26 protein-coding genes and 1 riboswitch are annotated in these 20,739 nt (G+C 70.1%); of the genes, 12 read left to right on the top strand and 14 right to left on the bottom strand.

From position 1 onward, the window contains the following. Position 1 precedes the first annotated feature (1 nt). Entirely contained in the window at positions 2–862 is an 861-nt protein-coding gene (locus OC490_RS22355; protein ID WP_262059754.1) for an ABC transporter ATP-binding protein, read from the bottom strand. 209 nt (positions 863–1,071) lie between these two features. On the opposite strand from OC490_RS22355, the gene OC490_RS22350 reads away from it, so the two are divergent. Further along, positions 1,072–1,311 carry a hypothetical protein gene (locus OC490_RS22350; RefSeq protein ID WP_033278219.1) on the top strand — a complete coding sequence of 80 codons (240 nt, stop codon included), beginning with the start codon at positions 1,072–1,074 and terminating at the stop codon, positions 1,309–1,311. Between the two features lie 4 nt (positions 1,312–1,315). After that, the gene (locus OC490_RS22345) at positions 1,316–1,690 is read left to right on the top strand and encodes a hypothetical protein (RefSeq protein ID WP_019070960.1); all 375 of its coding nucleotides are present in this window, start codon (positions 1,316–1,318) and stop codon (positions 1,688–1,690) included. Here the strand turns inward: OC490_RS22345 and OC490_RS22340 are convergent, their stop codons facing one another. Continuing rightward, entirely contained in the window at positions 1,691–2,386 is a 696-nt protein-coding gene (locus tag OC490_RS22340) for a class I SAM-dependent methyltransferase (RefSeq protein WP_262059753.1), read from the bottom strand. Between the two features lie 105 nt (positions 2,387–2,491). Next, a complete protein-coding gene (locus tag OC490_RS22335) occupies positions 2,492–3,178 on the bottom strand; it encodes an esterase/lipase family protein (protein ID WP_262059752.1) in 687 nt (228 codons plus the stop codon). Between the two features lie 117 nt (positions 3,179–3,295). Between OC490_RS22335 and OC490_RS22330 the strand changes: the two genes are divergently transcribed. Beyond that, positions 3,296–5,566, top strand: a complete 2,271-nt coding sequence (locus OC490_RS22330; RefSeq protein WP_410098845.1) for a LuxR C-terminal-related transcriptional regulator — start codon at positions 3,296–3,298, stop codon at positions 5,564–5,566. Here the strand turns inward: OC490_RS22330 and bioD are convergent. From bioD to bioB, 3 genes are read right to left on the bottom strand one after another with little or no spacing between them, the layout of a single operon-like run. Then, on the bottom strand, positions 5,563–6,303 hold the full coding sequence (bioD, locus tag OC490_RS22325) for a dethiobiotin synthase (RefSeq protein WP_262059751.1): 741 nt from the start codon (positions 6,301–6,303) through the stop codon (positions 5,563–5,565). The genes OC490_RS22330 and bioD overlap by 4 nt on opposite strands. A gap of 1 nt (position 6,304) precedes the next feature. Continuing rightward, a complete protein-coding gene (locus OC490_RS22320; protein ID WP_262059750.1) occupies positions 6,305–7,594 on the bottom strand; it encodes an adenosylmethionine--8-amino-7-oxononanoate transaminase in 1,290 nt (429 codons plus the stop codon). Then, complete coding sequence (gene bioB, locus OC490_RS22315) at positions 7,587–8,795, bottom strand: biotin synthase BioB (RefSeq protein WP_262059749.1); 1,209 nt, start codon at positions 8,793–8,795, stop codon at positions 7,587–7,589. Before bioB ends, OC490_RS22320 begins: the two co-directional genes overlap by 8 nt. Before the next feature lie 146 nt (positions 8,796–8,941). Between bioB and OC490_RS22310 the strand changes: the two genes are divergently transcribed. Next, on the top strand, positions 8,942–10,069 hold the full coding sequence (locus OC490_RS22310) for an 8-amino-7-oxononanoate synthase (RefSeq protein WP_262059748.1): 1,128 nt from the start codon (positions 8,942–8,944) through the stop codon (positions 10,067–10,069). A gap of 42 nt (positions 10,070–10,111) precedes the next feature. Here the strand turns inward: OC490_RS22310 and OC490_RS22305 are convergent, their stop codons facing one another. Beyond that, the gene (locus OC490_RS22305; protein ID WP_019070950.1) at positions 10,112–10,336 is read right to left on the bottom strand and encodes a DUF397 domain-containing protein; all 225 of its coding nucleotides are present in this window, start codon (positions 10,334–10,336) and stop codon (positions 10,112–10,114) included. Between the two features lie 9 nt (positions 10,337–10,345). Beyond that, a complete protein-coding gene (locus OC490_RS22300) occupies positions 10,346–11,215 on the bottom strand; it encodes a helix-turn-helix domain-containing protein (RefSeq protein WP_262059747.1) in 870 nt (289 codons plus the stop codon). Positions 11,216–11,427: 212 nt separating this feature from the next. Here OC490_RS22300 and OC490_RS22295 point away from each other — a divergent pair, with 212 nt between their 5' ends. Further along, positions 11,428–11,886, top strand: coding sequence for an ATP-binding protein (locus tag OC490_RS22295; protein ID WP_262059746.1), 459 nt, complete (start codon positions 11,428–11,430; stop codon positions 11,884–11,886). Positions 11,887–11,968: 82 nt separating this feature from the next. On the opposite strand, the gene OC490_RS22290 is transcribed toward OC490_RS22295, so the two are convergent. From OC490_RS22290 to OC490_RS22265, 6 genes are all read right to left on the bottom strand, one after another. Further along, the gene (locus OC490_RS22290; RefSeq protein ID WP_200716611.1) at positions 11,969–12,442 is read right to left on the bottom strand and encodes a C40 family peptidase; all 474 of its coding nucleotides are present in this window, start codon (positions 12,440–12,442) and stop codon (positions 11,969–11,971) included. A 3-nt stretch (positions 12,443–12,445) separates the two neighbouring features. Next, positions 12,446–12,647, bottom strand: a riboswitch (cyclic di-AMP (ydaO/yuaA leader). Positions 12,648–12,963: 316 nt separating this feature from the next. Further along, complete coding sequence (locus OC490_RS22285) at positions 12,964–13,272, bottom strand: hypothetical protein (RefSeq protein WP_262059745.1); 309 nt, start codon at positions 13,270–13,272, stop codon at positions 12,964–12,966. 7 nt (positions 13,273–13,279) lie between these two features. After that, on the bottom strand, positions 13,280–13,915 hold the full coding sequence (locus OC490_RS22280) for an ATP-dependent Clp protease proteolytic subunit (RefSeq protein WP_262059744.1): 636 nt from the start codon (positions 13,913–13,915) through the stop codon (positions 13,280–13,282). A 153-nt stretch (positions 13,916–14,068) separates the two neighbouring features. Continuing rightward, positions 14,069–15,307, bottom strand: coding sequence for a tyrosine-type recombinase/integrase (locus OC490_RS22275; protein ID WP_262059743.1), 1,239 nt, complete (start codon positions 15,305–15,307; stop codon positions 14,069–14,071). A 20-nt stretch (positions 15,308–15,327) separates the two neighbouring features. Beyond that, a complete protein-coding gene (locus OC490_RS22270; RefSeq protein ID WP_262059742.1) occupies positions 15,328–16,167 on the bottom strand; it encodes a hypothetical protein in 840 nt (279 codons plus the stop codon). A 137-nt stretch (positions 16,168–16,304) separates the two neighbouring features. Beyond that, on the bottom strand, positions 16,305–16,841 hold the full coding sequence (locus OC490_RS22265) for a helix-turn-helix domain-containing protein (RefSeq protein ID WP_262059741.1): 537 nt from the start codon (positions 16,839–16,841) through the stop codon (positions 16,305–16,307). 170 nt (positions 16,842–17,011) lie between these two features. Between OC490_RS22265 and OC490_RS22260 the strand changes: the two genes are divergently transcribed. The 7 genes from OC490_RS22260 to OC490_RS22230 all read left to right on the top strand — a co-directional run bounded on the left by OC490_RS22260 (position 17,012) and on the right by OC490_RS22230 (position 20,737). Beyond that, on the top strand, positions 17,012–17,233 hold the full coding sequence (locus OC490_RS22260) for a helix-turn-helix domain-containing protein (protein WP_262059740.1): 222 nt from the start codon (positions 17,012–17,014) through the stop codon (positions 17,231–17,233). Next, positions 17,233–17,451 (top strand): DNA-binding protein, encoded by a 219-nt coding sequence (locus tag OC490_RS22255; protein WP_262059739.1) that lies wholly within the window; start codon positions 17,233–17,235, stop codon positions 17,449–17,451. Before OC490_RS22260 ends, OC490_RS22255 begins: the two co-directional genes overlap by 1 nt. Positions 17,452–17,638: 187 nt before the next feature. Beyond that, positions 17,639–18,007, top strand: coding sequence for a hypothetical protein (locus OC490_RS22250; protein WP_262059738.1), 369 nt, complete (start codon positions 17,639–17,641; stop codon positions 18,005–18,007). Further along, on the top strand, positions 18,000–18,302 hold the full coding sequence (locus OC490_RS22245; RefSeq protein WP_262059737.1) for a hypothetical protein: 303 nt from the start codon (positions 18,000–18,002) through the stop codon (positions 18,300–18,302). The genes OC490_RS22250 and OC490_RS22245 overlap by 8 nt, the downstream gene beginning before the upstream one ends. Continuing rightward, the gene (locus OC490_RS22240) at positions 18,295–19,062 is read left to right on the top strand and encodes a helix-turn-helix transcriptional regulator (RefSeq protein ID WP_262059736.1); all 768 of its coding nucleotides are present in this window, start codon (positions 18,295–18,297) and stop codon (positions 19,060–19,062) included. Before OC490_RS22245 ends, OC490_RS22240 begins: the two co-directional genes overlap by 8 nt. Next, the gene (locus OC490_RS22235) at positions 19,062–19,538 is read left to right on the top strand and encodes a hypothetical protein (protein ID WP_262059735.1); all 477 of its coding nucleotides are present in this window, start codon (positions 19,062–19,064) and stop codon (positions 19,536–19,538) included. Before OC490_RS22240 ends, OC490_RS22235 begins: the two co-directional genes overlap by 1 nt. A gap of 89 nt (positions 19,539–19,627) precedes the next feature. Then, positions 19,628–20,737 (top strand): YqaJ viral recombinase family protein, encoded by a 1,110-nt coding sequence (locus OC490_RS22230; protein ID WP_262059734.1) that lies wholly within the window; start codon positions 19,628–19,630, stop codon positions 20,735–20,737. Positions 20,738–20,739: the final 2 nt, after the last annotated feature.

The following is a 20,739-nucleotide window of genomic DNA, read 5'->3' as shown; positions in this document are numbered from 1 at the left end:
TTCAGTCCTTGTCGAGGGATACGTCGGTCCCGGCCGGGGAGGGGCCGTCGAATGGGCCGCGGGCCAGGTCGGAGCCGGGGGTCTGGGGGTCTCCCCCGGAGAAGAGGCGCATGCGCTCCAGCACACCCTCCGCCGTGGGCCGCTCCATCTCGTCCACGATCCGCCCGTCCGCGAGGAAGAGCACCAGGTCGGAGTGGGCGGCGGCGCCGGGGTCATGAGTGACCATGACCACGCTCTGCCCCAGGCTGTCGACCGCGTCACGCAGGAAGCCGAGCACCTCCAGACCGGCCCGCGAGTCGAGGTTGCCGGTCGGCTCGTCCGCGAAGATCAGCTCGGGCCGGGAGGCGAGCGCCCGCGCGCAGGCCACCCGCTGCTGCTGGCCGCCGGACAGCTGCGACGGCCGGTGCTTGAGCCGGTCCCGCAGCCCCAGCGTGTCGATGACCTGGTCCAGCCACTTCTGGTCCGGCTTCTGCCCGGCGATGTCCATGGGCAGCGTGATGTTCTCGGCCGCGTTGAGGGTCGGGATGAGGTTGAACGACTGGAACATGAACCCGATCCGGTCCCGGCGCAGCCGGGTCAGCTCGCGGTCCTTCAGACCCGTTATCTCGGTGTCGCCGAGCCACACCTGCCCGGCCGACACGGTGTCGAGGCCCGCCAGGCAGTGCATCAGCGTCGATTTCCCGGAGCCCGAGGGCCCCATGACGGCGGTGAACCGGCCGCGTGCGATGTCCACGTCCACCGCGTCCAGGGCGAGCACGGTCGTCTCGCCCGAGCCGTACGCCTTGGTCAGACCGCGGGCGCGGGCCGCGGTCCGGTCGGCCGAGGCCTGACCCGGGGCGTGCTCCGCTGCAGGTGTGGACAAGACGGCCTCCTGGAGTTCCCTCGCTCGCGGACGTGCCCGACTCCGTGCTCCCGGCCGAGCCTAGTGTGACACGGCGCACACCCGACATCCTCCGTGCGGCCGAGGTGGTCTCCGCCCCAGGTCGAGCCCCCGATACCGGTGTAAGGGGCACTCTCCACCCACCGGACGAGCCCTTGCCTCTGCTAGCAATTCGGCGCTAGCGTCTAGGTATGGCGAAGACCCAGCTGAACGTACGCGTGGACGAGGGCACCGCCCGCGCGGCGCGTGAACGTGCCCTGGCCCGTGGCATGAGCGTCAACCGCTACATAGAAGAGCTGGTCAGACAGGACACCGGGGAGGTCGGCCACACCTTCGTCGAGGCCGCCGCCGACTTCATGAAGCAGTACGAGTCCGTCTTCGCAGACGAGTTCGGCGCCGACGGGAAGAGCACCCGCGAAGGTCGCCGCTGATCCCTTGAACAACCTCAGGATCGACCTCGCCTGGCTGCTGATGCTCGCCGAACACAACACACCCGGAGACCCCCAGGTCACCGACTGGGGCGCGCTCGTCGCCGCCGTCGCCCGCCACCAGGCCGACATATTCGACGTCCCCGTCTACGACAGCCCGCACGCGCGCGCCGCCGCCTTACTCCAACTCCTCATCCACGTCCCCGCGTTGGAGCGCTCCAACGCCCTCTTCGCCTCGGCCGTCGCCTACGCGTACCTCGTCGCCAGCGGCCTGAAGGTCATCACCTCGCCCGAACAGGTCCGGGATCTGGCCCGGTTGGTGAAGAGCGGCGAGGCGTCGGTCGACGACATCGCCCACGAACTGCGCCAGTGGAGCCTGTGATCACCCGTCCGCGACCGGGCGCCAGGCCGTACCCAGCACGCAGTACGACGTCGGCAGCGCGGGCCCCTTCTCCGGGATCAACACCCGCCGGTACGGACCGAGTTCGAACCCCGCGTCGCGCAGTGCGGCCACCGGGTCGCGGGCCAGATGGCAGCCTCCGTTCAGCGGCGGCCACAGCGTGCGGTCCAGGGCGCGCTGGGTGAACGCCATCGCCGGTCCGCCGCCCCGGCCGTGCTCGAAGAACCGCACGACTCCGCCGGGCCGCAGCACCCGCCGTGCCTCCGCGAGCGCCCGTGGCACATCGCGCACACTGCACAGCACCAGCGAGAGCACGACCGCGTCGAAGGCCTCGCTCTTGACGGGCAGCTTCTCCGCCGCGCCCGGCACCACGTCGACGGGCACCCCGGAGCGGAGCGCGGACTCCACGGCCAGCTGCCGCAGAGTCCGCTCGGGCTCGATCGCGACGACCTCGGAGACGGCGCTCGGATAGTGCGCGAAGTTCAGCCCGTTCCCGGCACCGATCTCGATCACCCGCCCGGAGAGCCCGGCGAGCAGCCTCTCCCGCATCCCGGCCAGGCCGAACCGTGACTCGGCGCGCACGCTGAAACGGGCGTAGTAGCGGGCGAACAGCGGGTGGTGGACGGCGTCCCGCGGCACAGTGCCGACTGTGCCGGAGCCTGCGGACCGTAGCGGCATGGCGACCTCCCGGGCAGGACCGGACCGGAACCGGCCCCTACCGGGATTGTCCCCCCTGCCGCCCTTGACCACCCCCGCTGCCGCCGGGGAAGGAGCGGGGCCGGGTCAGGAGATGAAGTCCCGGACCTGCTCGTAGACGCCGTGGTCGTTGTTCATGTCGGTGTGCGAGATGCATCCGACGTCGACGTTGGTCGCGCCGCTCAGTTCGGCCGAGGTGTCCGGGTTGATCGCCTCGTCGCAGTCCGACCAGTAGGCCGCGTACGACACGCTGCCGGGCGTCTCGTCACCGGAGTTGAGCGCGGTGAGGAAGGAACTCCCGGTCTGCATCTCCTTGCAGGACGTGTAGAGCCAGCCGCACAGCGAGGCGATGGAGGTGCCGTGGTTGACCCCGGCGACGGACACGAAGTGGTCCACGTACGACGTACCGCTCAGGTTCTTCAGGAAGTAGCGGGAGCTGAGCGTCCCCATGGAGTGACCGACGATGTCGACCTTCGACGCCCCGGTCTGCGCGAGCACGCTCTTGACCTCGGTGGCCAGCTGCGAGGCGGTCGTGACGTTCGACTGCGTCCAGTCGTACGACCACGCGAACAGCTCGGACGAGGAGTAGCCGTCGGCCTCGAAGTCCGCGACCCAGTCGTCCCAGCCGCTCGCCGAACCGCTCAGGCCGTGCACGAAGACGATGGGATCGTGGCTCGCCGCGTGAGCGGGCGTCGAGGCCAGGGAGAGTGACAGAAGGAGCGAGGTGGTCACGGCCGACAAGGCCGTGGCGATGCGACGCTTGTGGCGCTGCATGATGCCTCCTGATACGGGTGGGGTTGTCAGGAGTGTCAGCGGGGTCTACGCGCGCCGCATCGGCGAAATCGCCGGTCTTTACGAGTGAATTAACTCGCCAGTAACGTCAGTTGTGTGGTGACACCAGTGAACCCCCCACCTCTGGACCGCACTTGGCCACCGTCACGCACCGACGTGTGGCGAACGCCCGATCCCGCGCTCCCCGAAGGCGTCCGCATCCGCCTGCTCCGCGCGGCCTACGGCGACCCCCGCGCCGCCGCCGAACTCCGCTCGCGACTGACCCCACGCCAGGCCTCGGGACTCGACCCCCTCCCCACCGAACCGGCATCCCTGGCACCGGAGTTGCTGAGCCGGCACCGCCGGGAGATCCGGTCCCTGCCCGACGACACCCGCCTGCTCCTGCTGCTCGCCGCGGCCGACCAGTACCCCGTCCCCACCCACGCCTTCCTCCGTGCCGTCGCGGCGGGCCGCCTCGACACCCGACCCCTGGAAGCCGCCGAGACGGCAGGGGTCGCACAGGCGACGGCAGGCGGGGTCGTGTTCCGCGACGCGTGGACGAGGATCGCCGCATACGAGACCGGGTCCCCTGCGGACCGGCGGGACGTCCACCGGTTGCTGGCACGGGTGTTGCGCGCGGCGGGCGAGACGCCCCGCCGCTCCTGGCACCGGGGCGCGGGCGCGCTCGGCCCCAGCGTGCGCCTCACCGCGGAACTCGGAGCGGCGGCGCGGAAGGCACGCGAGACGGGCGAACACGCCCTCGCCTGCGCCCTGGTGGAACGCGCCGCCGCCCTCTCCCGCGACCCCCGCGAACAGTCCCGCCTCCTCGACCGCGCCGCCGGTGACGCCTGGCAGTCCGGCGAGGGCGACCGCGCCCGAAGACTCGCCGCCGCGACGGACAGCGACGCGCTGAACGGGGTGTTCGCGCTGCGGGCCGGCAACGCGGCGGAGGCGTTCGACGCGTTGCTGATCGCGGTGGCACGACGGGGAGTCGAGACGCCGGTGGTTCGAGGGGAGGCCGAGGAGTCAGTGGCGGGGACCCACTTGAGCAGGACACCCCGAACTCCCGCCCCGGACCACACGGTTCACCTCCTCGCCCGAGCCACCGAGGCCGCCGTCTACACCGGGGACCTGAGACGCTGCCGGGAGGCGGCTGCCGTCGCCTCCCGGCTCGGGATCGTGCCGCACGGGACGCTCGGGGGACTGGCCGCCGCCTTCGAGGGGCGCTACGAGGACGCGCGGGACCTGCTGAAAGCCGCCGCCGGGCGGTGCGGTCCCGGCGGCGACCCCACCCTCCTCATCCACGCAGGCATCGCCGCCCTGATGCTCGGCGACCACACCCGCGCCACCACCGCCACCGTGCGGGCGGCGGCCTCGGCCCGGGCGCGCGGCGCGACGGTGATCGTGGCGCAGGCGATGGAATTCCGGGCGTACGCCGAGTTCTGGACCGGGCACCCACGAGCCGCCGAGACGGCGGCGACGGACGCCCTGTGGCAGGCCCACGCCACCGGCCAGGACAACGGCGCCTGCCATCTGCAGGCCGCGCTCGCCATGTTCGCGGCGCTCACCGGCGACGCCGACCTGTGCCGGGAACGCGCCGCCGCCGCCCGCTCGTACGCCCTCGGCCGCGGCCTGGGACTGCCCGCCGCGCTCGCCCAGTGGGCGCTCGCCTACCTCGACCTCAGCAGCGGACGCTTCGCCGCCGCGGCGGCCCGGCTGCGCGCGCTCGCCGGGTTCGGCCCGGGCCACGGCCACCGGGCGATACGGCACCTCGCCACCCCGCACTACGTCGAGGCCGCCGCCCGCAGCGGTGACACCCGTATCGCCCGCGCCGCGCACGCCGACTACGACCGCTGGGCACGTGCGGTCCGCAGCCCCGACGACCTTGCCCTGAGCGCCCGTTGCCGGGCCCTGCTCGCTCCGGGCGCCGAGGCCGTCGAGCACTACCGCACCGCCCTCGACCTGCACGCACACGGCACCCGCGACTTCGAACGGGCCCGCACCGAGCTGCTGTTGGGCGGCGCGCTGCGCCGACTGCGCCGACGCACCGAGGCCCGCGACCGGCTGCACACCTCGCTGGAGGCCTTCGAGTCCTTCGGCGCCCCGCACTGCGCCGCCCAGGCACGGGCCGAACTCCGCGCCCTCGGCACACCGGTGGGCGTAACGACCCTCCCCGCACCCGGAGCCCTCGCCCCCACCACCCGCCTGACCGCCCAGCAACTGATGGTCGCCCGCATGGCCGCCGACGGCGCCACCAACCGCGAGATCGCCGTCCGCCTCGCCCTCAGCCCCCGCACGATCGACCACCATCTGCGCGGCGTCTTCAGCCGGTTGGGCATCCGGTCCCGAATCGAACTGGTACGACTGCTGGCGGAGGGGGAAGCGTCCTAGACCGCGCCGCCGTCCCAGGAAGGCGCCGCAGCCCGCCCCTGGAACCCCTCCGCATCCCACGTCCCGTCAAGCCGCGGCGCCAGCCAACTCGGTGCCGCAGTGCGGAAGTCGGCCGGGGTCAGAGAGCCGGCCCCCTCCGGCAGTGCGCCCAGCAACGGGGACCCCGCCACCTCCGGCAGGTCGGCCACATTGCAACGGGACGCCAGATCAGGGGTGGTGGGCCAGCTGCCGATCACCACGCCCAGCAAGTCGAGCCGCTGGGAACGGAGTTCACGGGCCGTCAGTTCCGTCGTGTTCAAGGTGCCCAGACCTGCCGAGGCCACCACCAGGACCGGAGCGGCCAGCAACCGCGCCACGTCCGCCAGCGTGCCACCCTCCGCGTCGAAGCGTACGAGCAGCCCGCCCGCGCCCTCGACCAGCACGAGATCGTGCTCGGTGGCCAACTTCTGCGCGGCTTCCGCGACTTCCTGCGGGTGGACCGGAGTCATACCGGCCCTGCGTGCCGCCGTGCCCGGGGCCAACGGCTCGGGGTAGCGGGCGAGTTCGGCCGCTGTGACGCTGCCCGCGAGCCTCGCGACCTCGTCGGCGTCCCCGCGCTCGTCCGGCCGTAGACCCGTCTGGGCGGGCTTGAGGACAGCCACCGTGCGGCCGGCCGCGAGCGCCGCTGCGGCTACCGCGGCCGTGGTGATCGTCTTGCCGACCTCCGTGCCCGTGCCCGTGATCACCAGTACCGGCATGTCATCCCTCCCGCGCCGCCGCGCACACCGCACGGGCGATCCGAGCCAGGTCGGCGTCGCCCGTGACGTACGGCGGCATCGTGTAGACGAGGTCGCGGAACGGCCGTAGCCACACGCCCTCGCGTACGGCCGCGTCCGTGGCGGCCTTCATGTCCACGTCGTGGTCGAGCTGGACCACGCCGATGGCGCCGAGGACGCGGACGTCCCGGACGCCGGGGATGCGGGATGCCGGGGCCAGGCCCTCCCGCAGGCCCGCCTCGATGCGCTTGACCTCCGCCGACCAGTCCTGGTTCAGGAGGAGTTCGAGCGACGCGCAGGCCACGGCCGCTGCCAGCGGGTTGCCCATGAAGGTCGGGCCGTGGGCCAGGACCGGCACCTCGCCGCGCGAGATGCCGTCCGCGACGCGTGACGTGCACAGTGTCGCCGCCATCGTCATATAGCCGCCGGTCAGCGCCTTGCCCACGCACATCACGTCGGGCGTCACGGCTGCGTGGTCCGCCGCGAACAGGGCCCCTGTGCGGCCGAAACCCGTCGCGATCTCGTCGAACACCAGCAGCACGTCGTGCGCGTCGCACGCCTCACGCAGCACCCGCAGATACGCGGGGGAGTGGAACCGCATCCCGCCCGCGCCCTGCACCACCGGCTCCACGATCACCGCGGCCAGTTCGTGCGCGTGCCGTTCGATCAGCTCGCGCAGATGCTCGGCGTACGAATCCTCGTACTCGGCTGGAGGCGCATCCGCGAAAACCTGTCGGGGCAGCACTCCTGCCCACAACTCGTGCATCCCGCCCTCGGGGTCGCACACCGACATCGGCTGCCAGGTGTCGCCGTGGTAGCCGCCGCGCCAGGTCAGCAGGCGCTGTTTCGCAGGGCGGCCGAGCGAGCGCGAGTACTGCAGGCACATCTTCACCGCGACCTCGACCGACACCGAACCGGAGTCGGCCAGGAATACGTGCTCCAGGCCCTCGGGAGACATGTCGACAAGGAGCTTCGCCAGCCGTACGGCGGGCTCGTGCGTGAGCCCGCCGAACATCACGTGGCTCATCCGGCCGAGCTGCTCGTGCGCGGCCTCGTTGAGCACGGGGTGGTTGTAGCCGTGGATCGCCGACCACCAGGACGACATCCCGTCGATCAACTCGCCCGACCCGTCCGCCAGTCGGAGGCGGACCCCGCTCGCCGATTCCACGACGAGCGGTTCGGCGCGGCCGGGCATCGGGCCGTACGGATGCCAGACGTGCCGCCGGTCCAGTTCCAGCAGCTCCGGGACGGGCAGGGCGGTCGGGTCAGGCATTGGGCGCGAGATCCGTTCCGGCACCTCGACGGCGTACGGAGACCAGGTCCCGACGGACCTCGTCGACCTGCGGCGCGGGCGTGGACGCGGGAGCCGACCCACAGACACCGGCACCCTCGTGGGACCCGCACCCGGCACCCTCGTGCGACCCGCAGCCCGCATCGGCCTCCCCGTGCGACCCGCAGCCGCCCGCCGTCACCCGGTGCTCCGGCAGCGTCACCTCGCCCGCGCCCTCCACCTCGAACCCCGCGTCCGCGATCATCTCCAGGTCGGCGTGGCCGGCCTGGCCCTCACTGGTGAGGTAGTCGCCGAGGAAGATCGAGTTGGCGAGGTTCAGTGCGAGGGGCTGCATCGTGCGCAGGTGGACCTCACGGCCGCCCGCGATCCGCACCTCGACGTCCGGGCACACGAACCGCACCATCGCGAGGATGCGCAGACACCGCTGCGGGGTGAGGTGCCACTCCTGGGCGAGCGGGGTGCCCTCCATCGGGATCAGGAAGTTCACCGGCACCGAGTCCGGGTCGAGATCGCGGAGCGAGAAGACGACGTCGACCAGGTCCTCGTCGGTCTCGCCCATGCCGGCGATCAGGCCGGAGCAGGCGGACAGTCCCGCCGCGTGCGCCTTCTGCACGGTGTCGACGCGGTCGGCGTACGTGTGGGTGGTCGTGATGTCGCCGTACGTCGACTCGGACGTGTTGAGGTTGTGGTTGTAGGCGTCCGCGCCCGCGTCGCGCAGCCGGTCGGCCTGGCCGTCGGAGAGCAGGCCGAGGCAGGCGCACACCTCGACGCCCTCGTTCTGGTCCTTGATCGCCTTGATGGTGCCCGCGACCCGGTCCACGTCCCGGTCGGTCGGACCCCGGCCGGAGGCCACCAGACAGACCCGCTTGGCGCCACCCGCCACACCGGCCGCCGCGGCCTTCGAGGCATCGTCGGGTTTCAGCCACGTGTACTTCAGGATGTCGGCCTTTGAACCGAGCCGCTGCGAGCAGTACGAGCAGTCCTCGGGGCACAGGCCGGACTTCAGGTTGACGAGATAGTTGAGCTTCACCCGTCGGCCGAACCAGTGCCGGCGCACCTTTCCGGCCGCGGCCACGACATCCAGCAGGTCGTCGTCGGAGGTGGCGAGGACGGCGAGTGCTTCGGCGCGGGTCGGCAGCTCGCGCCGAAGCCCCTTGTCCACGAGCGTGTTCAGCAGGTCCATGAGTCCCGATCCTGTCCTACGGGACCGCCCGCGGCCAAGGAGAGATTGCACAAGACATGGGGCCGGCGGTGTGGGTATCACCACACCATGGGCGGCAGGCCGTCCGATTAGTGTCTGTGCACTGCCTACAAAAGCCCGGAGGAACCATGGCGTTCGGCTGGATCGACGACCAGGCGGAGCTGCGCCGCCGCGCCGGGCTCGTACGGACCCTGCGCCCGCGCCCCGCCGACTCGCCGCTCCTCGATCTCGCGAGCAACGACTACCTGGGGCTCGCCCACCATCCCGAGGTCGTCGAGGGGGCCGCGTCGGCCGCGCGGACCTGGGGCGGCGGGGCCACCGGGTCGCGGCTCGTCACCGGTACGACCGAGCTGCACGCCCAACTGGAGCGCGAGCTGGCCGAGTTCACCGGGTTCGAGGCCGCCCTCGTCTTCTCCTCGGGCTATGCGGCCAACCTCGCCGCGGTCACCACCCTCGCGCCGCACGGCTCGCTGATCGTCTCCGACGCGGGCAACCACGCCTCGCTGATCGACGGCTGCCGGCTGGCCCGGGGCGCCACCCAGGTCGTAGGACACGCCGATCCGGACGGGGTGCGGAAGGCGCTGCGGACGCACGACGGGCAGGCCGTGGTCGTGTCCGACTCGGTGTTCTCCGTGGACGGGGACGCGGCTCCGGTGGGGGCGCTCGCCGAGGTGTGCCGGGAGGTCGGGGCGGGGCTGCTGCTCGACGACGCGCACGGGCTCGGGGTGCTGGGCGACGGAGGGCGCGGGGCGCCGTACGCGGCGGGGCTCGCGGGGGCCGAGGACGTGGTCGTGACGGTGACTCTGTCCAAGTCGCTGGGGAGTCAGGGCGGTGCCGTGCTCGGGCCGGCCCGGGTGATCGACCACCTGGTCAACGCGGCACGGACGTTCATCTTCGACACGGGGCTTGCGCCCGCGGCTGCGGGCGCGGCCCTGGCGGCGCTCACCCTGTTGCGGCGCGAGCCCGAGCGGGCCGTCCGGGCGCGCGCTGTGGCGGGCGAGCTGCACGCACGGTTCACCGCCGCGGGTCTGGAAGCGGTACGTCCGGACGCCGCGGTGGTGTCGGTGCGGGCACCGTCCCCGGAGGCGGCCGTGCAATGGGCGGCCGACTGCCGTACGGCAGGGCTGGCCGTGGGCTGCTTCCGTCCTCCTTCCGTGCCCGACGGCATCTCACGGCTCAGGCTGACCGCCCGAGCGGACCTCTCCGGGGCCGAGATGGAACGCGCTGTACGTGTGATCGGCGAGACGCGACCATGAGTCGGCGTGACACGGTCGTGCGTCGCTGACGGGGCGAACCGATCAGTGGAAGGCGCCGAGGAATCCCGTCCAGCTCTCGGGGGAGAAGAGCAGAGCGGGTCCCTGCGGGTCCTTGGAGTCGCGTACGGCGAGCAGGCCCGCGCGGGGGCCCGAGTGCGGACGGGCCGCCTCGACGCAGTTGTTCGCTCCCGTGCTGTAGCTGCTGCGCAGCCACCGCACTCCGGACAGATCGGTACTGGAAGGTACGTTCCGAGGCAGTGCAGACATGGTGCCTCCTTACACGCCGTCACGTATCCCGGCGATGTAATCCAACGAATCCTCGGGCGAAAGAGCGTGGAACTGAAGGGTGTTGAAGGCCTCGCTGTAGGCCTCTAGGTCTTCTTTCCGTTCGAGGTAGAGGCTACTCGTCAAGTGGTCTAGAACAACCACATCCAGATCAGAAGTGCTCGGAAAGGAGAACATAACGAAAGGGCCGGTGATGCCGATGTGCGCTCCTGCGGCGAACGGCAAGACCTGAAGCCGGACTTGGGGCAACTGGGCCGCTTCGATGAGCCGCTCCAGCTGCCGTGCCATCACACCCGGCCCGCCGACCTCCCGGCGTACCACCGCCTCGTCGAGGACCGCGCTCAGTTCGAGTGGGGGATCCGCCCGCAGGATGTCCTGCCGGGCCAGCCGCACCTGCACCAGCGCGTCGAGCCGCTCGGGGCCGTCGTTGTCGAGGCCTCCCACGGCGGCCCGGGTCACTGCCCGGGCGTACTCGGGTGTCTGCAGCAGCCCGGGGACCACCGAGGTCTCCAGGGTGCGGATCGTGCTCGCCTGTGACTCCAGGCTGATGAAGTCCCGGTAGGCGGGCGGCAGTACACCACGGTAGGCGTGCCACCAGTGGTGCCGGCCGCCCCTGTCGTCGGAGCCCGCCAACACGAGCAGCATGTCCCGGAGTTGTGCGTCGCCGACCTCGTAGGCGTCCAGAAGTAACCGGACGTCGGGCGGTTTCACGCCACTCGCGCCGGTCTCGATGCGGCTCACCTTCGACTGGTGCCAGCCGACCAGCCGGGCCGCCTCACCGCTGGTGAGCCCCGCATCCGCACGCAACGCGCGGAGTTCGGCGCCCAGTTTCCGGCGGCGCACCGCGGGACCGTACTGCATGGGTTTCTCCTTACTCCTTTCGGGCCGCCCAAATACGGTCTGGGGTCGCAGAGTTCACCGCTTTGAGCGACAGATATATGCATATCTTGGTGGATCGGCACCTTTGGCGACGCGGTAATGGCAGTCTGGCGAAGAAGCACCAGTCCGGGACCGTACTCGAACCATCCGCTCCGTGTCGGACACCGGTCCCGCGGGAAAGGGACGACCGCGCCATGGCAGACCATCTGGAAGCATCCGTCACTCTGCCGAGCGATCCCGCCTCGGTCTCCACCGCCCGCTCCTACGTGGTCGGGACCCTCGTGGAATGGGGACTGCCGGCGGACACGGAGGTCGCCGACACCATCCGCCTCATCGTCTCCGAACTCGCCACCAACGCCGTACAGCACACCTTCGGACAGTCACCCACCTTCACGGTGGACATCGAGCTGGAGCGTGACGAACAGCTGCGCATCGGAGTCACCGACAGCCATCCCCGCTTCCCGAAACGACTGCCGGCCGCCGTCCAGCAGGACAACGGCCGTGGCATGGTGATCATCCGCTGGCTGACCGCGGAGTGCGGCGGCAAACTCAGGGTCCGGCCGACCCTGGAGGGCGGCAAGACGGTCTCCATCGAGGTGCCGTGGACGGTACCGGCCCGCCCGGTGACCGCGGGGGGCCAGCAGGAGCCGTAGAGACATGTCGAACGCCTCTGGACACCCGAGGGGGTGGCGGTCCGTCAGGAGACCGCCACCCCCTCGGGAGTTTCAGCACGGATCAACTGACCCGGCCGTACCAGACGCTCTTGGTCCAGATCTTCTGCAACCGCACCACGTCCCCGGTCTTCGGGGCGTGCCAGATCTTTCCCCCGCCGGCGTAGATGCCGACGTGGTAGACGCTGGAGCCCGAGTGGAAGAAGACGAGGTCCCCGGCCTTGCGGCTACCGGCCGAGATGTGGTGGGTCTTGTTGTACTGCTGGGCCGCCGTACGGGGCAGCTTCTTGCCTGCCTTCTTGTACGAGTACAGCGTGAGCCCGGAGCAGTCGAAGCGGCCCGGTCCGGTGGCCCCGTACCTGTACGGGGCACCCTTCTTGGACGCCGCGACCTGGAGCGCCTTCGTCGCGGGTGTCGCGGCCGCGGCGTCGGATGCGACGCCCGGTATCACGACGGAACCGCCTACGGCGGCGATGGCGAAGGCCGAGGCCGTACCGGCCCGGACCATCAGCGACGGGACACGATTGAGCGCAGTCATGCGCAACCCTTCGTCAGCCGCCTGTGAAGGATGACCTGTCGGATTCGGGCTGACAAAGTTGCCCGGCCGCTGACGCGGCTTCACCCCAAGGGCTGCTCGACCCGGTCATGGCGTGACCGTCCCGGCGACCCGTCGTGCCTGGGTCCTCCACTCCTGCCGATGCAATCCTGTCGACCTGTCATCCGGGTGGCGGCAGGACTCGGCGTCCGCCCGGATCGCCCCGCCGCTGCGGCGGGGTCTTGTCGTCAGACAGGGATCTTCACCTATGAATGTCCGAAAAGCCCAACGGAATCGGGGATTTGTGGGGTTACTCACCACTCACCCGTTCGGCTGAACGCATCGGTGTTCGAAGGCGTGCCGAGAGGGTGTGACGCTCGGACCAGCACCGGAACACCTCTCCCGGCCCTCGAACCACGCGTGTTGCGTGCCCCGGACGGCCGTACCGACGGAGCGGCGACTACGTCGATCGGGGGTACGTCGTTCGGCCCGTTTCACCCCCGGTCCGGACGGCCGCGCGCCCCTCAACTGTCGGAGGGCGCGGGGATGGTGACGCGAGACGTGCGGCGCTCCCCGTCCAGCACGCGCAGCGCCCGCGCGAGCGTGGGGGCGTGCAGTTCGGTCTCGCCCCGTTGGTGCATCAGGGCCAGCGCGTCCCGCAGTTCGGTGGCCTTGGCCACCAGTGCCTGCGCGGCCCTCAGCCCACGGTACGTGTCCCCGTGGTGCGCCGGGTTGATACGGCCCAGCAGGTCGGCCACATCCAGATAACGGTCGATCAACTCGCCCTCGGCACGCGTCAGTGCGGGCAGCGGCGGCAGCTCCGGCGGCAGCATGGTGGGCTCACTCCCCGCCGTGCTCGGTGAGCGAGGTCTTGCGGGTCGACACGATCCGGTCCACCAGGCCGTATTCCAGGGCCTGTTCGGCGTCCATGATCCGGTCCCGCTCGATGTCCTGGCTCACCTCTTCTACCGTCCGGCCCGTGTGCAGGGCTAGCACGGCCTCCAGTTGGGACCGGGTGCGCGCCAACTCCTCGGCCTGGATGGCGAGATCACTCGCCTGACCCTGGACCGGCTCGGGCAGCGAGGGCTGGCGGAGCACCACCCGCGCGCCCGGCAGCGCCGACCGCTTGCCCGGCGTGCCCGCCGCCAGCAGCACCGCCGCGCTGGTGCCGGCCTGGCCGAGGCAGATCGTCTCCACGTCACAGGTGACGAACCGCAGCGTGTCGTAGATCGCCGACATCGCGGTGAACGAGCCGCCGGGCGAGTTGATGTACAGCGAGATGTCCCGGTCCGGCGCCAGGTACTCCAGGTGCATGAACTGGGCCATCACATCGTTCGCCGAGATGTCGTCGATCGGCGTCCCGAGGAAGACGATCCGCTCCTCCAGCAGCTTCGAGTACGGATCGAGGGTCCGGTACCCGGAGCTGGTGCGCTCGGTGAATTCGGGCAGGACGTGGCGGGCGAACGGTCGGGTCATGGTGCCCCTCCTTCGGTATCTGTAAGAAATGTACAGGACGTACATGACGTTATGATGGGGGTATGTTCTAGTGATCACCAGGAAGCGCCAGGTCAGAGCCGCTATTGCCCGTTCTCTGAGAGCTGATATCTCACAAAATCTCACCGCACGGAATCAGGCGGCGTCTTTCTCGAATCCGAGCAGGACCGTCAGATGGTCGGAGGCGGACCTGAGGTCCTCGGGGCTCGGGTGGACGTACACACGCTTAGTGAAGCTCGCGCTGACGTGACCGGCCCATGCCGCCAGAACGGTGTCCGGAACGCCGTTGACGGCGAGGTAGGTCAGGCAGGAGTGGCGCGCGTCGTACAGGCGCACCTTGCGCAGCTCCAGCCGCTTCATGACCGAGTAGGAGTGCTCCCGCAAGTGCCGGGTCGTCAGGGGTTCGCCGAGGTGGTCGACGAACATGTAACCCGACGGCTGGTAGTACGTGCCCATCGACATCTGCTCGATTTCTTGCAGGGCCTTGAAGGCGAGCAACGCCTGACGTACGGGTTCCGGCAGGGGGAGGGCGCGCTCGCCTGCCTCCGTCTTGGTGTCCTTCTCCAGCACTGTCGCGTTCCCGATCATCGTGCGCGTGATGTCGATGGCGAGCGTTCCGCCGTCCAGGTCGATGTCCGTCCATCGCAGGCCGGCGACCTCGGCCGGCCGCAGACCCATGAGGCTGAGCATGAGTGGGCCGAACATCCGGTCGTTGCGGATGCCGAGGAGGAAGTCTTTGACCTCCAGCACGTTCCAGGGCGCCACTCGCTTGTTGTTCCGGCGGTCCTCCTTCCATGCCCGCTTCGGTACGTGCACGTACAACGCGACGTTGGCGTACACGTACTTGCGGATCACGGCCCAGTTGAGGGCCTCCTTGAGCCGGGAGAGCACGCCCTGGGCTGTGCTCGGCCGGAGGCCGGTTCCGGGCTTTCCGCCGCGTCGGCGGGCCGCGACGACTAACCATGCGGCCATGGACAGCACATGGTCCTCGGTCAGTTTCTGCACCCTCAGATGCCCGAGGTACTCGTACACGTGGCACAAGGCGTTGCGGTAGCCCTGGATGGTGCTTTCCTCCAGGTCGCCCGCCTTCCTCTCCAGCCAGGCGTCGAGCAGGTGCGTGACGGTCATCTCGTTGGGGGGAACGAAGGTGCCGCTGGCCTGCTCGTTGATGATTCTGGCCAGCTCGCGTTTGGCCTCGGGCAGGGTATTCCTGGTGACGGTCAGCTGCTTTCGCTTCATCACCGGTTCGCCGGTCGCCTCGTTGATGATGGCGTCGCCGGAGGCTTTGTCCTTCTTGGGCTCATAGCCGACGTCGACCACAAAGCGGTACCTCACGGCACCGCCTTGCAGGACGATCTTCTTGATCTCGGGCACGATCTCCTTCTCTCGCGAGGTCAGCCGTCGCCGCCCCCGAGTAGACAGGCCTGGACGTCGAGCACCGCAACGCTGAGGCCGGTGCACGCAGTCGAGGAGGTAGGGGAGCTCGACGATTGGGTCGGGTTTTCCGTGGGAGCCGCGGTGACGGCCTGCGTCGGGGACTCCACTGGCGTTGTGCCTGCCGACGGGGTCGGCGAAGGCGCGGCGCTGTCGTCGACGGGCGTTAGCCGGCCGCCGACTGCGGCGAGGAGCGATTGGTCGGACGACGGGCCGCCTGTCCGCCTCGGACCGATAGTGCTCGCCAACGACGGATTGGTGGTGGAGCTGCCGGGAGCCGTATGGCCGGGGTCCGGGAATGCTGTCAGGGCGACCGACGGCACCGCGGGCGGCGGATCGATGTCCGAGCCGTCCACCCAGGGCGTGAGCGTGAGGACGGTAACGGTCGTCGTGGTGGCTGCCGCTGCTGCCAGAATGCCGAGAGCGCTCTGGCGGCGGTGGATCCGTAACGCCTCTCGTGCGGCTCTGGCGAGCGCTGTCACCACCATGGCCATGGCCCCGCCGATGTAGAGGCCCAAGTGGCCCTTGCGGCGGATCGGTTGAAGCTGGGGCGGCGGCGCCTCCGGTTCGCTTTCGGCGCCGATCGCCAGCGCTATCGCCTCAGTCGGTTCTTGTTCACCTCCTGCTCTTCCCTGAGTGTCGGTCAGTTGCCTGATCACGCGGTCGCGGGTGATCTCGACGCGTATCGCAGTGACCTGCCGACTGAGGCTCTGTGCCAGGTCTTGCCTCAGTCGTCGGAAGAGCAGGAGCACGATGACGGTATTTGCGCCGAGTGCTGCCGCGAGAATGAAAAAGATCATCCTCGTCCCCTATTGGGCGGTTGCACACGGGTCGCTTATCGGTCTTTGCGCGTAGCGTGGGGGGTTTCACACATTGCGCCTCAAGTGACCGCCGGTCATGCATATTTGCACCTCGTGACCGAACCGTAATCATTCAACTACCCTGTGCGACGGGGGTGTTGACCTTTGGCCGGAGGTTCCTGGTTTCCGCGCTGCCGCTCCTCGACTTGGATTCGCAGATTCCTGCTGTACCGCTCCAGGAGTTCGAGCTTTTCCTCGTCGGAGGCGTACGGCGCCAGGGCGGCGTCAATGATCCGCTCGGCCTGCTCCATCGAATAGGCGCTCGCGACGAGGGGGTCCGGCGGGTTCTCCGCTGCGACTTCTGCGGGAACGCCCCCTTCCTGGAGCTCGATCTCGCGCAAGATCTTCGCCGCGTCAGGGCGCACGCCTTCGAGTCGCGCAGCGGTGAGGCCGACGGCGCGGGCCATCTGGGCGAGGGTGGGTGCCGGCGCCTCGACGCCTTTGCCGGTGTCGGTTCTGTAGCCCCGCTCGATCTGTCGCCAGCGTGATCCACCGAACCGCATCGCCATCCGGGCGGCGGCTGACTCGGGGCTGAGTCCGGCGGCTTCGCGTGCGAGCCGGATGAGAGCCGCTTCCGCCGGCGGTGAGGGTTGCGCCGAGGCCGGTGAGCTCATGACCGTCCCTTCAGGGCTTTGACTTTCTTGAACTGTATCGAACCGTCACGGGGCGTCGACTAGGGCTCCACACACAACCTTCACAACCGGCCAGCACGGGTACGAGAAAGTCAAAGCTACTCACCAGTACAGGCTTGTACTGTTTCGCACATCCCTTTACTGTTCGTCACATGGGAACCAAGACCGAACTTGACCGAAGGCGCCTGAGGCGCAGGCGGGTCGAGGCGGGGCTCAATATGACGCAGCTGGCGGAACGGGCCGGCGTCACCAAGCAGCACGTGTCGATGGCCGAGAAGGGCACCGCGAACTTCTCGCCCGCCAATCTCAGCAAGATCGCCGAGGTTCTGGGCTGCACGGTCGCCGATCTGCTGCCGGACGAGGTCGTGGCCTGATGGCAACCAGCGCCCCGACCCTCGACGAGATCCGCGCGTGGCCCGCCACGGTCAGCGTGCCGCAGGCCGCCATCGCGCTCGGTGTCTCCAAGAGCTACCTGCACGGGCTGATCAAGACCGGCCAGTCGCCGGTCAAGGTCTTGCCCTTGGAGGGCCGCCACCGCGTCATCACCGCCGCCCTCGTACGCCTCCTGGAAGACGCCGAGTGCGACACCTGATCGACATCGTCTGCCGCTGGATCTGCGACACCTGCGGACACCGCAACCCGGTCCTGCGGATGGCCTGCCGACGCTGCCGGACTGCCCGCCCCCTCGGCTCCTGAACGTACTGAGGGCCCGTCGGACGCCCCCGACGAGCCCTCGGCCCACCAGCCCGAAACCGTAAGAGAGGAACGAGGTGGACCCGATGCTCTCCAGCATCCCACACCCCACTCCTGGTCCCCGAGGTCTCGAAGAGGCGCAGGAGGACCGTGCGCGGGTTCAGCGCGACGACCTGCTCGACCTGCTCCGAGTCATCCGCGACGCGCTCGACGTCCCATCCGGGGCCTCCCACCAGGGGCTGCGCGACGCGCGCACTCGGATGGTGCACAACACCGTGCACAACGTCCTCACGGGTGCGCTGCTCGGGGTCGCCTGGGAAACCGAGCAGCTGTGCCAGGAAATCGCCGACGAGAGCCCGCGCGTCGCCTTCGGGGAGACGCGGGTCGTGATGGGCCAGGGGCCCGCCGGCCTGTGGTCGCGCTTTGCCCCGGCGAGTGAGGGTCACCATGCCTGAGCCGCTGTCCGACGAGTACCTGTCCCACACCCAGAAGATCATCATCGGCCTGCCCAAGGGGCCGTGGCCGGTCCAGCCGAGCGAGCACGGCCTTCCCGATCAGGTCGGCCCGATCTGCTTCCTGGAGACCTGGTCCGACACCGAGCGCATCCCGGTCGTCGAGTTCATCAGCTTCGCCCGCGAGGCGGTGCCGGCCCTCTTCGGTGAAGTGGCCCGCCAGCGAGACGAGATCGCGGTCCTGAAGCGGCACCTGCGCATGTTGCAAAAGGCGGACGGCGGTGTCGTCCGTGGCTGACTCCTTCACTTTCCCGTGGGCCCGCGAGTTCGACGCCGACCAACTCGCCGAGTTCATCGAGAGCTTGTGGGGCGCCGCCTCGGGTGAGAACGGCCTCCCCACCCTCGACGCCATCGAGAAGGTCATCGCCAACCACCGCCCGCCCACGGCCGGTGAATCGCTGCTGGACGAGTCCTTGATCGAGACCATCGCCCAGAAGGTCACCACGGAAGTGTTCCTGGCCGCGGCCGGACGGACGGCGGCACCGTGCCCGTTGTCGAAGCGTGAGCTGGAGTGCCTGATCGAGCTGGCCCGCGGCGCGCCTCACGAGGGGGTCGGGCACGCCCTCGGCCTGAGCGTCCAGACCGTCAAGACCCATCTCCGGAACGCCTACCAGACCCTCCGCGCGGGGAATGCAGCCCGCGCCGTCGCCATTGCGGTCCACCACGGCTGGATCTCCGCCCCGGACCTCCGTCTCCACGCTCCGCCCGCACCGGCGGAGCATCGGGCGCCGCGCGACTGGGCGATCATCTACCGCGAACGCGTCGCCGCACTCCGCGACAACCCCGGCACGTGGCACCGCATTTCCTTGTACTCCAGTCCGTCCAACGCCCGGCGGCCCGCGAGGAGCATGTGCGAAGGCACGTACGTCCAGTTCCGGCCGCCCGGCACTTTCGACGCCGAAGTCTGCGACAGCGAACAGGGCCAGTGGCCCGTCCGTGCGCGCTACACAGGCGCCCGAGTTGCCATCAGCACACCTCACCCGGGCGGAGAAGCCTGATGAGCCACCTGCTGCTCACCGCGGACGGTGAACTCAGCCGCCGGGACGGCGACGTCGACTGGCCGGCGGCAGTCGGGCCCGAGGGGCACGCCCGGGTATCGCTCATGCCGTCGCTCGCGCTGGCCGCCTACGTCAACGACTGCGGGCACGCCTTCCCGGACCGGTACCCGCGCAACATCGTCGGCTCGTGCCTGCTCGCCGCACTGGGCGCCGCACAGCACCCGTACGCCGGAACCATCGTGTTCGTCGGCTGGAACGCGGCGAACACCGCGCGCGGCCTGATCGAGATCGTGCCGCTACAGGACGCTCTCGCCGACGCCGTGACCGACGTCCACTCCGACGTCCGCCGGGCCCTCGCCGGAGACGCGCCGCGCGAGCTGTCGCCCAGCTGGGGCGAGCAGATGCGCGAGATCGCCGAGCACGCCCGCACCGCCCCGGCACCGGCCCTCACCGTGCGGACGGTGGCGCGGCCATGAAGACGACCCGTACGGCGTCAACGTCACCTGCTGCCGTTCTGCGCGTGGTGGCTGCTGGAGCGAAGGCGGGAGAGGGGACTCCTGAACTCTTGCCCCCACTGACCCCGCCTGCGCCGTGCGGGACGGCCGGCCCGGAGGCGGCGTCCCCCGTCTCCGGGCCGGTTCCCCTCAGCTTTCCGACCGCCCGGGTCCTTCTCCCCGCCGGGGCCCCGGCGGAGGACTGGCTCGCCGTACGCCGAACCGGCATCGGCGGCTCGGACGTTTCCGCGATCCTCGGCCTGGACACCCACGGCGGCGCCCTCCGCGTCTGGCAGGACAAGGTCGGCATCCCCCGTGAGACGGACTCCCGCCTGGAGAGGTCTGCACGCCGGGGCCACCGGCTGGAGGGCCTCACCGCCGAGTTCTTCTCCGAGGAGAGCGGTCTGCTCATCCTCGACGCGCCCGGCACACTCCAGCATGTCGACCACCCTCACTGGCTCGCCAACCCCGACCGCATCACCCTGTGGCCCGACGATGTCCAGGCTGCCGATCCCGGGATCCTGGAATGCAAGTCGCGCACCTGGCGCTCGGCTCGCGCTGAGGGGTGGCGCGGCGACGAGGCGCCCGACGGGCCCGCACTGCAAGCGCACTGGTACCTGACCGTCACCGGCTACCAGCACGCCCACGTCGCCGGGCTCATCGACGACGAACTCGTCTGGTGGCAGCTGCAGCGCGACGACGAGCTGTGCCAGATGCTCGCCGAAGCCGTCGACCGCTTCTGGACCGACCACGTTCTCCCCGGTGTCCCTCCGGTCGCCGACGGCTCGCAGGCCACCGCCGAACTGCTCGCCCGGCTGTGGACCGCGCGGGAGGAAGCCACGGTCGAGGTCGACCCGGTCGAGGCCATGCTCCTCAACCAGCGGCGCCGCGAGCTGAAGGAACGGCAGGCCTCGCTGGAGACCGACCTCACCGAGGTCGAGAACCGCATGCGGCAGCTCGCCGGGGACGCCGAGGTCGCCACCGTCGGCGGCAAGCCCGTCTTCACCTGGCGGCAGAACGGCCAGTTCGCCCACCGCCGCTTCCGCCAGGCCGAACCCGAACTCGCCGCCGAATACACGCACTTGGTCTCCGCCGTCGACATCACCCGGCTGGCCAAGGACCACCCCGAGATCCACCGCAAGTACCGGGCCCGCGTCCTGCGCACGCCCTCGGAAGGATGACC

The sequence above is a fragment of the Streptomyces sp. STR69 genome (assembly GCF_024519455.1).
Classification (GTDB): domain Bacteria; phylum Actinomycetota; class Actinomycetes; order Streptomycetales; family Streptomycetaceae; genus Streptomyces.
Note: the sequence above shows the minus strand (reverse complement) of the source record. Positions and strands in the feature narration are given on the sequence as shown.

Bases quoted from the DNA above. Each gene is read 5' to 3' on its own strand.
- OC490_RS22350 (WP_033278219.1), top strand. From the start codon at position 1,072: ATGGCGAAGACCCAGCTGAACGTACGCGTGGACGAGGGCACCGCCCGC.
- OC490_RS22340 (WP_262059753.1), bottom strand. From the start codon at position 2,386: ATGCCGCTACGGTCCGCAGGCTCCGGCACAGTCGGCACTGTGCCGCGG.
- OC490_RS22335 (WP_262059752.1), bottom strand. From the start codon at position 3,178: ATGCAGCGCCACAAGCGTCGCATCGCCACGGCCTTGTCGGCCGTGACC.
- bioD (WP_262059751.1), bottom strand. From the start codon at position 6,303: ATGCCGGTACTGGTGATCACGGGCACGGGCACGGAGGTCGGCAAGACG.
- OC490_RS22320 (WP_262059750.1), bottom strand. From the start codon at position 7,594: ATGCCTGACCCGACCGCCCTGCCCGTCCCGGAGCTGCTGGAACTGGAC.
- bioB (WP_262059749.1), bottom strand. From the start codon at position 8,795: ATGGACCTGCTGAACACGCTCGTGGACAAGGGGCTTCGGCGCGAGCTG.
- OC490_RS22310 (WP_262059748.1), top strand. From the start codon at position 8,942: ATGGCGTTCGGCTGGATCGACGACCAGGCGGAGCTGCGCCGCCGCGCC.
- OC490_RS22305 (WP_019070950.1), bottom strand. From the start codon at position 10,336: ATGTCTGCACTGCCTCGGAACGTACCTTCCAGTACCGATCTGTCCGGA.
- OC490_RS22300 (WP_262059747.1), bottom strand. From the start codon at position 11,215: ATGCAGTACGGTCCCGCGGTGCGCCGCCGGAAACTGGGCGCCGAACTC.
- OC490_RS22295 (WP_262059746.1), top strand. From the start codon at position 11,428: ATGGCAGACCATCTGGAAGCATCCGTCACTCTGCCGAGCGATCCCGCC.
- OC490_RS22290 (WP_200716611.1), bottom strand. From the start codon at position 12,442: ATGACTGCGCTCAATCGTGTCCCGTCGCTGATGGTCCGGGCCGGTACG.
- OC490_RS22285 (WP_262059745.1), bottom strand. From the start codon at position 13,272: ATGCTGCCGCCGGAGCTGCCGCCGCTGCCCGCACTGACGCGTGCCGAG.
- OC490_RS22280 (WP_262059744.1), bottom strand. From the start codon at position 13,915: ATGACCCGACCGTTCGCCCGCCACGTCCTGCCCGAATTCACCGAGCGC.
- OC490_RS22270 (WP_262059742.1), bottom strand. From the start codon at position 16,167: ATGATCTTTTTCATTCTCGCGGCAGCACTCGGCGCAAATACCGTCATC.
- OC490_RS22265 (WP_262059741.1), bottom strand. From the start codon at position 16,841: ATGAGCTCACCGGCCTCGGCGCAACCCTCACCGCCGGCGGAAGCGGCT.
- OC490_RS22260 (WP_262059740.1), top strand. From the start codon at position 17,012: ATGGGAACCAAGACCGAACTTGACCGAAGGCGCCTGAGGCGCAGGCGG.
- OC490_RS22255 (WP_262059739.1), top strand. From the start codon at position 17,233: ATGGCAACCAGCGCCCCGACCCTCGACGAGATCCGCGCGTGGCCCGCC.
- OC490_RS22250 (WP_262059738.1), top strand. From the start codon at position 17,639: ATGCTCTCCAGCATCCCACACCCCACTCCTGGTCCCCGAGGTCTCGAA.
- OC490_RS22245 (WP_262059737.1), top strand. From the start codon at position 18,000: ATGCCTGAGCCGCTGTCCGACGAGTACCTGTCCCACACCCAGAAGATC.
- OC490_RS22235 (WP_262059735.1), top strand. From the start codon at position 19,062: ATGAGCCACCTGCTGCTCACCGCGGACGGTGAACTCAGCCGCCGGGAC.